This is a genomic window from Bosea sp. (in: a-proteobacteria) (genome assembly GCF_023953965.1).
Taxonomy (GTDB): Bacteria; Pseudomonadota; Alphaproteobacteria; order Rhizobiales; family Beijerinckiaceae; genus Allobosea.
Map to the genome: position 1 here is coordinate 922,118 of NZ_JAMLIX010000001.1, position 13,404 is coordinate 935,521.

The 13,404-nt window shown below is 67.5% G+C and carries 12 protein-coding genes and 1 tRNA gene; 8 read left to right on the forward strand and 5 right to left on the reverse strand.

Annotated elements, in window-relative coordinates; genetic code table 11:
* Positions 1–160 precede the first annotated feature (160 nt).
* Positions 161–1,342 carry an acyl-CoA dehydrogenase family protein gene (locus M9917_RS04330; RefSeq protein WP_465246323.1) on the reverse strand — a complete coding sequence of 394 codons (1,182 nt, stop codon included), beginning with the start codon at positions 1,340–1,342 and terminating at the stop codon, positions 161–163.
* Between the two features lie 659 nt (positions 1,343–2,001).
* Here M9917_RS04330 and M9917_RS04335 point away from each other — a divergent pair.
* From M9917_RS04335 to M9917_RS04350, 4 genes are read left to right on the forward strand one after another with little or no spacing between them, the layout of a single operon-like run.
* On the forward strand, positions 2,002–3,165 hold the full coding sequence (locus tag M9917_RS04335; RefSeq protein ID WP_297251174.1) for a thiolase family protein: 1,164 nt from the start codon (positions 2,002–2,004) through the stop codon (positions 3,163–3,165).
* Between the two features lie 9 nt (positions 3,166–3,174).
* Positions 3,175–3,606 carry a Zn-ribbon domain-containing OB-fold protein gene (locus M9917_RS04340; RefSeq protein ID WP_297251177.1) on the forward strand — a complete coding sequence of 144 codons (432 nt, stop codon included), beginning with the start codon at positions 3,175–3,177 and terminating at the stop codon, positions 3,604–3,606.
* On the forward strand, positions 3,545–4,642 hold the full coding sequence (locus M9917_RS04345; protein ID WP_297251179.1) for a CoA transferase: 1,098 nt from the start codon (positions 3,545–3,547) through the stop codon (positions 4,640–4,642). Before M9917_RS04340 ends, M9917_RS04345 begins: the two co-directional genes overlap by 62 nt.
* Positions 4,639–5,811, forward strand: coding sequence for a CaiB/BaiF CoA transferase family protein (locus M9917_RS04350; RefSeq protein ID WP_297251181.1), 1,173 nt, complete (start codon positions 4,639–4,641; stop codon positions 5,809–5,811). Before M9917_RS04345 ends, M9917_RS04350 begins: the two co-directional genes overlap by 4 nt.
* On the opposite strand, the gene M9917_RS04355 is transcribed toward M9917_RS04350, so the two are convergent.
* Both M9917_RS04355 and M9917_RS04360 read right to left on the reverse strand, forming a co-directional pair.
* Complete coding sequence (locus M9917_RS04355) at positions 5,789–7,171, reverse strand: MmgE/PrpD family protein (protein WP_297251183.1); 1,383 nt, start codon at positions 7,169–7,171, stop codon at positions 5,789–5,791. The two genes, M9917_RS04350 and M9917_RS04355, sit on opposite strands and share 23 nt — an antisense overlap.
* Positions 7,172–7,259: 88 nt before the next feature.
* Positions 7,260–8,411 carry an enoyl-CoA hydratase/isomerase family protein gene (locus M9917_RS04360; RefSeq protein ID WP_297251185.1) on the reverse strand — a complete coding sequence of 384 codons (1,152 nt, stop codon included), beginning with the start codon at positions 8,409–8,411 and terminating at the stop codon, positions 7,260–7,262.
* 10 nt (positions 8,412–8,421) lie between these two features.
* Between M9917_RS04360 and M9917_RS04365 the strand changes: the two genes are divergently transcribed.
* On the forward strand, positions 8,422–9,333 hold the full coding sequence (locus M9917_RS04365) for a LysR substrate-binding domain-containing protein (RefSeq protein WP_297251187.1): 912 nt from the start codon (positions 8,422–8,424) through the stop codon (positions 9,331–9,333).
* A 151-nt stretch (positions 9,334–9,484) separates the two neighbouring features.
* On the forward strand, positions 9,485–10,381 hold the full coding sequence (locus M9917_RS04370; protein WP_297251189.1) for an SMP-30/gluconolactonase/LRE family protein: 897 nt from the start codon (positions 9,485–9,487) through the stop codon (positions 10,379–10,381).
* Between the two features lie 94 nt (positions 10,382–10,475).
* Here M9917_RS04370 and M9917_RS04375 read toward each other — a convergent pair.
* Both M9917_RS04375 and M9917_RS04380 read right to left on the reverse strand, forming a co-directional pair.
* A tRNA-Ala gene (locus M9917_RS04375) sits at positions 10,476–10,551 on the reverse strand.
* A 165-nt stretch (positions 10,552–10,716) separates the two neighbouring features.
* Entirely contained in the window at positions 10,717–11,112 is a 396-nt protein-coding gene (locus M9917_RS04380; RefSeq protein WP_297251191.1) for a TIGR02300 family protein, read from the reverse strand.
* A gap of 221 nt (positions 11,113–11,333) precedes the next feature.
* Here M9917_RS04380 and aroA point away from each other — a divergent pair, with 221 nt between their 5' ends.
* Together aroA and cmk are read left to right on the forward strand one after the other, a co-directional pair.
* A complete protein-coding gene (gene aroA, locus M9917_RS04385) occupies positions 11,334–12,677 on the forward strand; it encodes a 3-phosphoshikimate 1-carboxyvinyltransferase (RefSeq protein WP_297251193.1) in 1,344 nt (447 codons plus the stop codon).
* Positions 12,674–13,327, forward strand: coding sequence for a (d)CMP kinase (gene cmk / locus M9917_RS04390; protein ID WP_297251195.1), 654 nt, complete (start codon positions 12,674–12,676; stop codon positions 13,325–13,327). Before aroA ends, cmk begins: the two co-directional genes overlap by 4 nt.
* Positions 13,328–13,404: the final 77 nt, after the last annotated feature.

Below are 13,404 nucleotides of genomic sequence, written 5' to 3' on the forward strand. Positions count from 1 at the left end.
TATCCGCAGCAGAACGCTGGCCGGTAAAGCAAGCGTCAGAAACAACGAGAAGCAGGCCGGAGCCGTTTTCCCAATTTCAATGCCGGGCGCAACGCGACAGCACACGCAAGCCGCCCCTTACCGGCCGACGAGCCGGTCCTTGCCGACCCGACATTGCCGCTCAGAACGATCTCGGCAGACCGAGAATATGCTGGCCGACATAGCTCAGGATCATATTGGTGGAGATCGGCCCGATCTGGAAAAGTCTCGTCTCTCTCCATTTGCGTTCAATGTCATATTCTCTGGCGTAACTGAAACCACCGAAAGTCTGCATCGCGGTTTCGGCGGCCTGCCAGGACGCCTCGGACGCCATCAGCTTCGCGATGTTCGCCTCTTCACCGCAATTCTTGCCGCTGTCGAACAGCAGGGCGGCGGTCCGGCTCATGACGGCCGCTGCCTTCATCGCGATATAGGCCCGCGCGAGCGGAAACTGGACGCCCTGGTTCTGGCCGATCGGCCGGTTGAACACGTTGCGATCCTTGGCGTAGGGCACGGCCCTGTCGAGGAAGAAGCGCGCATCTCCAAGCGCCGTAGCGGAAACGAGTATCCGCTCCGAATTCAACCCGTCTAGAATGTAGCGGAAGCCCTTGCCTTCTTCGCCGATCATGTTTTCGGCCGGCACCGGCACGTTGTCAAAGAAGATTTCCGTGGTCTGATGGCTGATCATGGTTTCAATCTTACGGATCGTCATTCCGTTTTGAAGCGCATGTTTCATATCCACGATGAAGACGGAAAGCCCGTCGCTTCTCTTCCGAACCTGATCGGCCGGCTGCGTTCTCGCCAGCAGGAGCATCAGGTCCGATTGCAAAGCTCGAGAGGTGAAGACCTTTTGCCCGTTGATGAAATAGGTGTCGCCCTTGCGGGTGGCCCGCGTCTTCAACTGGGTCGTATCGGTACCGGTCGTCGGCTCGGTCACGCCGAAGGCCTGCAACCGCAGGCGGCCGGCGGCGATATCCGGCAGATATTGCTGCTTCTGCACTTCGCTGCCATGTCGCAGCAAAGTGCCCATGATGTACATCTGCGCCAGACCCGCAACCGCCGTGCAGCCGCTGGCGTTGATCTCCTCCACGATCGCGCAGGCTGCGCGCAAGGGCATGCCCGAGCCGCCATATTGCTCCGGGATAAGCGCGGCCAGGAAGCCCGCCTCGGTCAGCTCCCTGACGAAATCGTATGGATACTCGTCGCGGTCCTCTATTTCGGTCCAGTATTTTCCGGGGAAATTAGCACAGATCTTTCGGACGGACTCACGAATATCCGGATAATCCTTCCCGATAAAATCATCGATGTCCAAGCTCAAGCCCATCGCCCTAATCCCAGGTCATTGTTCGCTTATATGATGATTTATACCGTTCGGCGTGAAGCAGCGGATCGTTCTGCTCTCCCAACAACGAGACGGACCGCTGGATAAAGCGCAAAACGCCAGATTTCAGCGGCGATCTCGCCGATTACCTCCGATTCGATACTGGCAGGAAATGCCGCAACCTTCTCAGCTCGTCCGGCCCCTCGATTGCATCGCACCGCTCAGGACGGCGCGGCCTCAAGCGACACCACACTACCGCGAGCGCCTTCGGACGAAGGCGGACCGACCCCCATCCCGGCTCCCTCTCCTATTTCCTCAAGCCTAAGGGGTCCGGAGCATCGCTGTCAATGAAACGTTTTCATGAAGCGCCGCTTTCCCGATCTGATCGCACCTCCGAGCCAGGACGAGCGCCGGAATGCCGCCCCCCGGCGCCTGTATCGTCAGGAGAGCAGCGGTTCGCGCAAGACCGGTATCGGCCAAGACCGGCATCGGCCAAGACCGTCATCGGCGTTGAGAGAAGCTCAAGCCGTCTTGCCGATTAGTCGTTTGACGCTGACCGCGGGGCGGACCGTATCCTAGCCCTCGCCGCGCCGTCACGACGCATCGTCACGCCAGAATTTTTCGGGGAAGCCAGCACTTCCCCCTGCCGGGAGACACATGCCATGTCCGAACGCGATATCGCCGGCGTGGCAGCCGTCGCCGGCGTCGGGCACAGCGACTGGATCGGCGATCACGCCCGGGTCCGCGCCGGTGGAAAGCCCCATGATTCCAACGGCTACGCTGCGGTCGCCTTCCGGCGGGCGCTCGCCGATGCGGGCATCGAGCGCAGCGAGATCGACGGCCTCATCGTCGGCCCGACGACCTCGTACGAACGCATCGGCGAGCTGCTCGGGCTCAATGTCCGCTGGGGCGGACAGGCCGACGCCATGCTCGGCATCATCGAAGCCTGCGCGGTGATCCGCAGCGGGCTCGCCGAGGTCGTGGCGCTGGTCTACGGCAACGATCAGCGCTCCGCCGCGATCAGCTACGGCGGGGCCGATGCGATGGGCGGGAACATGTTCCTGTCCTATGTCTACCACGCGCCCTGGGGCTTCACCTCGCAGGGGGCCCTCTATGCGATGATGTTCCGGCGCTACATGGAGCTGGAGGGGCTGACCGAGGCCGAGCTCGGCGAGGTGGCGGTAGCCCAGCGCCTGGCGGCCAGCCGAAACCCCAACGCCCTGATGCGCAAGCCGATCACGATCGAGGATTACCTCGCCTCCAGCTATATCTGCGAGCCGCTGCATCTGTTCGATTACTGCCTGATCAACGATGGCGGCGTCGCGCTGATCATCGCCGAGGCCAGCCGCGCGCGGCGCATGACGGCGCGGGCCGTGCCGATCCGCGGCGTCGGCCGCTCGGACCTGAACACGGGCGCGACCAGCCTCGAACCGCGCCTGTTCGACTATTACCGCCCGGCGCAGCGCGAGGCGGCCGAGCAGGTCTTCGCCATGGCCGGCGCCGGCCCCGCGGAGATGAGCGCCTTGCAGGTCTATGACAGCTTTTCCTGCCACATCCCGCTCGCCCTGGAGGGCTACGGCTATTGCCGCGTCGGCGATGCCGGCCGCTTCATGCGCGAGCACGGAATCTCGCTGGCCAAGGGCCTGCCGGTGAACACCAGCGGCGGCCATCTTTCGGAGAGCTACATGCAAGGCTGGAATCATCAGGTCGAAGCCGTGCGGCAGATACGCGGCGAATGCGGCGAGCGCCAGGTGCCCGATTGCCGCTTCGTCCATTACAGCTCCGATGTGGCCGGCAAGGCCGTCTCGATCATCTACGGCCGGTAGGAGCGCGTCATGGGCCTCTCCAACCGCGTGCTCACGCTCTACGATCAGCCGATGTGGGACAGCATCGAGAATCGGCGTCTCGCCCTGCAGCGCTGCGACGATTGCCTGCGCTTCCGCTACCCGCCCGGCCCGATCTGCCCGCATTGCCTGTCGATGGACCATCGCTGGGAAGCGGTATCGGGGCGCGGCTCGATCCTGTCCTGGGTGGTGTTCCACCGCCAGTATTTCGACGATTTCCCGCCCCCGTACAACGCCGTCGCCGTTCAGATCGCAGAAGGGCCGATCGTCGTCTCCAACCTGGTCGGCGACGAGCCCGAGGGCTCCTGGATCGGCGCGCAGGTCGAATTCGTCTATCGCCGCCAGGGCGACAGGGCGCAGCATGCCGTGCGCCTCCTGCCAGACGGACCAGTCGCGGGAGGCAGCGATCAGACCGCTTCATGACGTCGCGATCGTCGAGGCCTATGCGGCGGATGCCCCGCTGGGGCTGCGCCTCGCCGGCGGTCTTGCGGCGCGCATCGCAGCCGATCTCGGCGCCCGCGTCGTCAAGATCGAGACCGGGGGCGGCGATCCGCTGCGCGGCATCCCCCCCTTCATCGGCGATACGAGCACGACCGCCGCCTTCCTCGATGCCGGCAAGCGCATCGTGCCGGACCATGATGGCGCCTTCGCCGATGCGGATGTCGTCATCCTCGACGAAGCCCTCCGCAGGCGTTCAACGGAGCTGCCGCCGGTCGTCGCCGTATTGTCGCTGTTCAAGCCCGAGGCCCGGCACGGGCCGGCCAGCTCCTTCACCGTGGAGGCGCTCGGCGGCCTCCTCGACATGGTCGGCGATCCCGGGCGCGAGCCGCTCAGGCTCGCGGGCAACCAGGCCGCCTATGCCGCCGGCCTTTCCGCCTTCGCCGGCATCGCCGCCGCCTTGTGCAAGCCCAAGGTCGCGGGCAGGGCGGCTGCGGAGACCGTCCATGTCTCGATGCTCGACACGGTGGTCTGGCTCAACTGGAAGAGCGCGCCTTTCGTCGCCCCGGCGCCGCTGCTGAGCCGCGCCGGCGCCGCGGCCGAATGGCAGGTGATCCGCTGCGCCGACGGCTGGGTCGCGCTCGTCTATCAGGATGCGGATTGGGCCGGGCTCTGCGACATGGTCGACGATGCCCGGCTGAGAGCGCCCTGCTTCGCCGGGCGCGCCGAGCGGCTGCGCCGGATCCAGGAGGTGACGCAGATCATCGCGGAACGCTTCCTGCTGCGCCGGCGCGAGGCGCTGCACGCGGAGGCGCTGAAGCGCCGGCTGCCCATCGGTCCGGTCTGGAGCGTGGAGGAGCTTGTGGCGGATCCGCAGAACGTCGCGCGCGGCCTCTTCGCGCCGGTTGGCGCAGCGGGCTGCGCAGCGGCCGCGATGCCGCAGCTCCCGGTCGTCTGGGGCGGGATGCGATTCCCGGCGGGTGCGCTCGCGCCGCACGACGTCATGGTCGCGCACCGATGACGCCGGCGCCGCTGCAGGGTTGCCGGGTCCTCGATCTCGGCATCATCACCGCCGGCGCCGCGACCTCGGCGCTGCTCGCCGATATGGGAGCGGAGGTGATCAAGGTCGAATCGCCGCACTATCGCGACCCGTTCCGCCTCTGGGCGGCGGGCGATCCGGCAGCCGGCTCCGGCGGGCTGCCCCCCTTCTTTCGGGCGACCAACCGCAACAAGCTGGGCATCAGCCTCGACCTCAAGCACGAATCCGGCCGCGCCGCCTTCCTGCGCCTGGTGGCGAACAGCGATATCGTGGTCGAGAACTTTCGCCGCGGCGTGCTCGGCCGGCTCGGCCTCGACTATGAGGCGCTGCGCAGCGCCAATCCCGCGATCATCCTGGCGTCGGTATCGAGCCAGGGCGAAACCGGCCCCGACGCCGGCTATGTCTCCTATGGCTCGACCCTGGAGGCCGTCGCCGGCCTCGCCTGGTTGACCGGTTATCCCGACGGCCCGCCGACGATCAGCGGGCGCGACGTGAACTATCCCGACCAGATCGTCGCGATCTTCGCCGCCGGCATCATCGCGACGGCCTGGCGTGTGCGCAGGAACGGCGGAGGCGGCACCCATCTCGACCTGTCGCAGCGCGAGCTCACCAGCTTCCTCTGCGGCGAGGCCTTCCTCGCGGCCGGGCGCGATGCCGCCCCCGCCCGCGCCGGCAATGCGCAGGCCCCGCACCGCGTGCAGGACTGCTTCCGCGATCAGGACGGCAAATGGGTCGCCGTGACGGTCGATGCCGCCGATATCGATCGGCTCCGGACCGTCCCTGGCATGGGAACGCCACGGTCGGACGCCGATCTGGACACGGCGCTGCGCGCCTGGATCGCGAGCCGGCCCGGCGCGGAAGCGGTCGCATCCCTGGAAGCGGCGGGCATAGCCGCCGCCCCGGTTCTCGACGGCCATTCGCTGCTGTCGCTGCAACACCAGCTCTGGGACAACGCGTTGTCGCGGACCGACGGGGGCGATCTGGTGAAGGGATTTCCCTTCCAGCTTTCCGAGGCCCCGTTACGAATCACCCGTGACGCACCCGGCATCGGCAGCCACTCCGCCGAGATCCTGACCCGTGTCGCAGGCTATTCGCCAGCGCAGGTCGCCGCGCTGGCGCGGGCCGGGGTCATCGAGCTGGAGCCGGGCTGATCGTCCCGAGAATGGAAGAGATCGGCCGGTCGCCCCAATCGGCCATCTTGGCGAGAAAACCGTCGGTATCGACATCCAGCCCGGAATAGGCGACGCAATCGCGAAATTTCCGGTGCATTTCGGCTTCGCTGAGCGGCTGTTGCGGGCTTCCGGGAAGCCTATCCCGCTGCTTGCGCAGGCGGGTTCCAACATTCAGCACGATATCCACGGCAGCGCGCAGCGGGCGCTGGTCGCCGCCATCGGTCATGGCCTCGACCTTGCGCAGCAAAGCCTGGGCCTCGGGACGCTGAACGGCTTCGTCCGTGAAGCTCTCCAATCCGAGCGCGCCGTCGATCAGCGCCGCTGCAACGCAATACTCCATGCTGAACTTGCCTTGCAGGCCGCTGACGGGGCGGTGGTGGATGAGCGCCGTCAGGCCGCGTGGCTCGACGGCGACCCGGATGCTCGCCACATCGGCCGCCGGGATCGCGCTTTCCGCCAGCATGTCCAGAACGGTCTGCACCGCGATATGCACGCTGAGGCAGCAGGGAAATTTCTTGACCGAAAGGCTGCTTGCGCCGAGGGCGAGCGGCCCTTTTCCCAACGCGTCCATATCGACGCTCAGATCGGGGAAAGTATAGGCGCCGCCAAAACCTTGCCGGCCTTCCAGCGCATCCGCCGAGGCGGTGAAGCCGCGCGCCGCCAGCCGGACGCAGCGCACCGCGGCCGAGGCCGCGATGCCGGCATGCAGGGACTTCGTCATCGTCCCGAAATTGGCCTGCAGGCCCGCGGCATGCGAGGCGGCCATGCCGATGGCCATGGTCGCCTTCCCGGCATCGAGCCCGATCAGGTTGGCGGCCGCGGCCGTGGCGGCAATCAGCCCGTAAGTGGAGGTGACGTGGTGGCCGCGGGCATAGTGATCGAGGATCTTGCCGATCCCGGGCATCATGAACAGTTCGTAGCCGACGGCGAAGCCCGCGCTCAATTGCCGGCCGGTCGCGCCGATCGTCTCGCCGAGCGCGACAAGCGCCGGCCACAGCACCACCGCCGGATGACCGCGCCCGGCATTGGCGGTTATGTGATCATAGTCCAGCAAATGGGCGAGCACGCCATTGGCGAGCGCGGCATCCTCGGGCTGGGCGTGCCGGCCGGTGGGCCAGATCGTGGCCGGGCCACCGCAACGCCCTTCGGTGGCATAATCCATGGCGATCGCCCCGCCGGGCTCGCGGGCCGCACCAATCGACACCCCGAACGTGTCGACAAACGAATGCGCGCCCAGGCGCACCACCTCCGCAGCCAGGGTTTCCGGCCTCACCGACGCGACGAACGCCCCGATCTTCTCCGCCGCGGTCTTGCCGGGGCGCCTCGTGGGATCGGTCATGGGGTCCTCCCGGCTTTATCGCTCGATCGTCCGTCCGCCGGCTCATCGTCGCGGAGCATGCCGTTGCCCGATCGCCATCGGCCCGGCGTCAGCGCCCGCGAAAGACCGGCTTACGCTTTTCCTGGAAGGCGCGTCGTCCTTCGATCCGGTCCTGCGTATCGCGCAGGACACCCCATACCAGCCGCTCGGTCGCGATTCCGACATCGACCGGCAGGCCTGCGCCCTGCTTGACGAGACGCTTCACGGCGCGCACGGCCAGCGGAGCATTGGCGGCGATGCGGCCGGCGATGGCCTCGGCTTCGGCGCGCAGAGCCGCAGCCGGCACGACGCGGCTGACGATGCCGAGACGTTTCGCCTCCTCCGCGTCGATATGATCGCCGCTCAGAAGCAGCAGCATGGCATCGCTGGCGCCGATGGTCCGCGGCAGACGCTGGGTGCCGCCGTCGCCGGGAATGCTGCCGACCCGGACTTCCGGAAATCCAAAGCGCGCCGTGTCGGCAGCGATGCGGATATCGCAGGCCAGCGCCAGTTCCAGCCCGCCGCCGAGCGCGTAGCCATTGATGGCGCAGATGATCGGCTTGTCGAGCTCGAGGTTGGCGGAGAATGCGACGTCGCCGGCGCCAAAGGCGAGCGCGGCATAGTTCTCGGCGGGCGGCATCGTCTTCTTGAGGTCGGCCCCGGTACAGAAGGCACGCTCGCCGGCACCGGTCAGGATGACGACGCGCACATCGTCGTCCTGCCGGATGCGGGCCCAGCAATCGAGCAACGCCGCTTGCGTTTCGGGATCGATCGCGTTCATCGCCTCGGGCCGGTCGAGCATGACCGTCGCGACATGGTCCCTGATCGAGAAATCGACCGACATTCCGGGGCGTCTCCGGCCACAAGCTGGCAAACGCGCACCGTTTCGAACCGCGACGGCGGCGTCGGGGTGCAGCGTCAAACGTATATCTTCGCGCCGAATTCTTTCACGCGCCGCCGGCTGCGGGTCAAACGAGTTAATGGCGGGATATTTTGAGATTTCCTCAAGCTTGATCCCGGCGAGGAAGAGCCCTTCCCCCCGTTCACGCGGCGCCCTCGGGAGCTCGGCCGGGCCCCGCCTCCCGGCGGGAAAAGGCGGGTCCCCGGTTCGCCCGACAGCTTGTGCAGCCAGCATCATGGCGATATGAATCGTTTTTTCAAAGAGGGACGGCATGGCCTGGCGATTGCCCCCGCTCAATGCATTGCGCGCCTTCGAAGCCACGGGCCGGCATATGAGCTTCACACGGGCCGCCGAGGAGCTTCACGTCACGCCGGGCGCCGTGAGCCGCCAGATCAAGCTGCTCGAAGATTTCCTCGGCGTTGAGCTCTTCGACCGGACGAATCGCGACTTGCGCATCCCCGACGCGAGCCGGGCCTATGCGGGAGCGCTGACCGACGTCTTCGAGCGCGTGGACGGCGCGACCCTGCGCCTGCGGAGTGCCTATCAGGAGCAGCCGCTGCATGTTCATTGCGCCATGACCTTCGCGCAGCGCTGGCTGATGCCGCGCCTGCCGCTCTTTCTCAAGCGCGACCCGACGCAGGACATCCGGCTGACGACCTCTTTCATCCCGATGCCGGTGTCGATCCTGGCATTGGGTGACGTCGACATGTCGATCCAGCTCGGGCGGGGAGATTGGAGCGGCCTCGTCGCTCATCGCATCGCCGGCGGCGAGCTGGTTCCGGTCTGCAGCCCGCAGCTGCTCGCCTCCGGCCCGCCTCTGCGGAAAGGGGCGGACCTGGCGGGGCATACGCTCCTGCATTCGCTGGCACGGCCCGATGACTGGCGCGACTGGCTGAGCGCGGCCGGAGCCGATGAAGTGAATGCCGGCCACGGCCTGCGTTTCGGCAGTTCGAGCCTGGCCTATCAGGCAGCCGCGGACGGAATCGGTGTCGCAATCGGTCAGATGGCGTTGGTGGCCGAGGACCTCAAACGCGGGCATCTGGTTCCGGCTCTGGATTTCGTCTTCCAGAACGGCAACGCCTATTATCTGACCTATCTCGAACGGGCGGAGAAGAATCCGCGCCTGATGGCCTTTCGTGATTGGATTCTGGACGAGGCCGGCCGCTCCGCGGAGACATATCGCTTCCCGGTCGGCCAGGGATCCGGCGCCGGTCCGGCCATTCAGCCTGACATGACCGATTGATCTCGACGGGCCGGGGCGATTTTTCTCACCGGCTATTTCCGCAGGCTCCGGGAAGACCATGCTTGTGACGGCAACCAACCCGGGACACGACGGTGAATTCCCGATATGAAACGATTTACTATCTCGAGACACCCGGCATGGGAGGCGGCGCGTGCATAATCCAATCTCGACATTCAAGGTCGCCGCAGCCGATCTGAGCTGGACCGGATCCGACCTCGGCCGGCCGGAATGCATCCTCGCCGAGCCTGACGGCACGTTGTGGGTCGCCGACAACAGGGCCATCGTGACGAAGATCGCGCCCGACGGCAGCCAGTCCCGGCTCGGAGAGATGCCGCCGATGCCGAATGGGATGGCGCTGGAGCGCGAGGGCTCTCTGCTCGTCGCCAATCTGGAAACCGGCGAGTTTCTGCGCATGCTCCCCGACGGCGGGAAGCAACTCCTCCTGGACGCATTCGAGGGCAGGCCGCTCGGCTCGCTGAACTTCGTCTATATCGACGACAGCGGCGCCATCTGGCTGACCATCTCGACCCGCACGGTCCCGCGCCGGAAGGCGCTCGACGAGCCGGTCGATGACGGTTTCATCCTCCGTCTCGACGCCCTTGGAAAGCCGGAGTTGATGGCCAGGGGGTTCTACTTCACCAACGAGATCCGCATCGACCGGAACAGGTCTCATCTCTATGTCGCGGAAACCACGGCGGGGCGCGTCTCGCGCGCGCCGTTCAACGCCGATGGCAGCCTCGGCAGGTTCGAGACCTTCGGCCCCGCGCCCCTTTACGACGGCGCCCGCGTCGACGGCATCACCTTCGATGCTGCCGGCAATCTCTGGGTGACCGAACTATCGCGCAACGCCATCGTCGCGATCACGCCCGCGGGCGAGAGCCATACGATATTCGAAGATCCCGCCGGAGAGCAGGTCCGCGCCCCGACCAGCGTCACCTTCGGCGGGGCGGACCTGAAAACGGTCTATGTCGGCTCGCTCGTTCTCGATCGCCTGGCGACGTTCCGCTCCCCGATCGCCGGCGAACCGATGTACCACTGGCGCCGATAGCGATTCCAGGATGTGATGGAACCGGCAGGCTTCCGGGGCAGCGCCTGGGCGCTGTTCCGACCAGCAGCTATTTCAGCACTTTCCGGAAGGAATTTGGTGGAGCCAGGCGGAATCGAACCGCCGACCTCTTGAATGCCATTCAAGCGCTCTCCCAACTGAGCTATGGCCCCACTTACGACGACCGATTTGGGGATCGGCCGTGAACCGGATTTCAGGACCGCTCCGGCGGTCCGATCCGGGCCGCCCTGCGGCGACGCAGCGCTCTATAGGCGGCCCGGGCTGAAGACACAAGCGCCCAATGCCGCTTTGCCATCATCTTTTTTCGGCGGCCCGACTCAGTTGTCCTCGTCGCCCTCGATGTCGCCGTCGATCAGGTCGGCGACGTCGTCGTCACCCTCCTCGTCCTCCTCGAGGAAGGTGTCGTCCTCGTCGTCGCCGCCGATCGCATCCTCGACCTCGATGTCGTCCTCGCTGGTGACGACGGCGTCCTTCTCCGACGCCTCGGCATCGGCCTCGTCGAGCGAGACGAGCTCGACGGCGCTGTCGGCGGCCTCGGTCTCGTCCTCCTCGTCCTCCGGCTTCGGCGCGGCCGCCTTCGCCTGCGGCTCGAACATCACGCGCGGATAAGCCTGCCCCGTATAGGGCGAGACGACCGGGTCCTTGTTCAGGTCATAGAATTTGCGGCCCGTGACCGGGCAAACGCGCTTCGTTCCGAGTTCCGGTTTCGCCACTGCGTCGGACCTTCAACCATCGTGTTCTGAAAGCAGGCGCGTCCGTTAGTCGGGGCAGGCGGCGCTGTCAAATGCTGATTTGCACGCAAGCCTGAAACCGGCGCGCAAGCGGCGTTTCGAGCATGCCCGCGCAAGGCGCCTTGGCGCGCTGCGCGCGGGCATGCTACGGCGCTTCAGCGCATCCTCATGTCGCGCCGCCAGCCTGAAGAGACCTACGCCCCTTGTCCCACGACCATGAACCCGTTCCCGTCACCGCCCGCGCCGGGGGCCCGCTCAGGGGCCGCGTCCGGGTGCCCGGCGACAAGTCGATCTCGCACCGGGCGATGATCTTCGGCCTGCTCGCGATCGGCGAGACCAGGGTCTCCGGCCTGCTCGAGGGCGAGGACGTGATGCGCACCGCCGCCGCGGCGCGTGCGCTCGGCGCCGTCGTCCACCATGACGGGCCGGGCGCCTGGCGCGTGCAGGGCGTCGGCGTGGGGGGCTTGCGCGAACCGGCCGGCGTGCTCGATTTCGGCAATGCCGGCACCGGCTCGCGGCTGATGATGGGGGTGTGCGGCTCGCATCCGATCACCACGACCTTCGACGGCGACGCCTCGCTGCGCAAGCGCCCGATGCGGCGCATCCTCGACCCGCTCGAAGAGATGGGCACCACCATCGTCTCGCAGCAGGAGGGCGGGCGCGTGCCGCTGACGCTGCGCGGCCCGCAGGAGGCGATCCCGATCGTCTATCGCCCGCCGGTCGCCTCGGCGCAGATCAAGTCGGCCGTGCTGCTCGCCGGGCTTGCCGCGCCGGGCGAGACCACGGTGATCGAGGCGGAGGCGACGCGCGACCACACCGAGAAGATGCTGACCCATTTCGGCGCCGAGGTCACGGTGACGCCCGAGGGCGCCCATGGAAGGCGCATCGTGCTGAAGGGCCAGCCGGAATTGCGGGCGGCGCCGATCGTGGTGCCGGCGGACCCGTCCTCGGCCGCCTTCCCGCTGGTGGCGGGGCTGATCGTGCCGGGCTCCGACATCCTGATCGAGAGCGTGATGACCAATCCGCTGCGCTCCGGCCTGCTGACGACGCTGCGCGAGATGGGCGCCGACATCACCGTCGAGCGCGAGGCCAACGAGGGCGGCGAGACGGTCTGCGACCTGCGCGTGCGCGCTTCCGCCCTCAAGGGCGTGACGGTGCCGCCGGAGCGGGCGCCGGCGATGATCGACGAGTATCCGGTGCTGGCGGTGGCCGCCGCCTTCGCGACGGGCACGACGCGGATGCGCGGCCTGCAGGAGCTGCGCGTCAAGGAATCCGATCGGCTTGCCGCCGTCGAGGCGGGCTTGAGGGCGGCGGGCGTCAGCTGCGCCATCGAGGACGACGACCTGATCGTCGAGGGCTCGGGCGGGGCGCCGGTGCGCGGCGGTGGGCCGGTCGCGACCCATCTCGACCACCGCATCGCGATGAGCTTCCTGGTCATGGGGCTGGCGACGCGCGATCCGGTCGTGGTCGACGACGGGCAGATGATCGCGACGAGCTTCCCGAGCTTCGTTTCGCTGATGAACGGGCTCGGAGGCCGGATCGGATGAGCGCGGCGGCGCGGCCCGGCCGCCTCGTCATCGCCGTCGACGGCCCGGCCGCCTCCGGCAAGGGCACGCTGGCGCGCCGGCTCGCCGCGCATTACGGCCTGCCCTATCTCGATACCGGCCTGCTCTACCGGATGGTGGCGCGCGCCATGCTCGACGCCGGCCACGACATCAGCGACGCCGCGGCGGCCGAGGCGATCGTCGGCCGGTTCGACGAGACGGCCTTCCCGGAAGAACGGCTGCGCGGGCGCGAGATCGGCGAGGCGGCCTCCGTCGTCGCCGCCATGCCGGCGGTACGCGCCGGGCTCCTGACCCGGCAGCGGCGTTTCGCCGCGCAACCCGGCGGGGCCGTGCTCGACGGGCGCGACATCGGCACGGTGATCTGCCCCGGTGCGCCGGCCAAGCTCTTCGTCACCGCGACGCCCGAGGTGCGCGCCGCGCGCCGGCACAAGGAGCTCGTCGGGCGCGGCGAGCCTGTGACCTTCGAGGGCATCCTGGCCGATATCCGCCGGCGCGACGCCCGCGATTGCGGCCGCAGCGACGCTCCGCTCAGGGCGGCGGAGGATGCGGTGGTGCTCGATACCTCGGCGCTCACCGTCGAGGAGGCCACGGCCGCCGCGATCGGCATCGTCGAGGGCCGCCGCGCCGCCTGAAGCATCGGACCGGAAAGTGGAATCCACCTTCCGGACACATCCGATGCGATGACACAGGCTCCAAGCGCCCGCTCGCG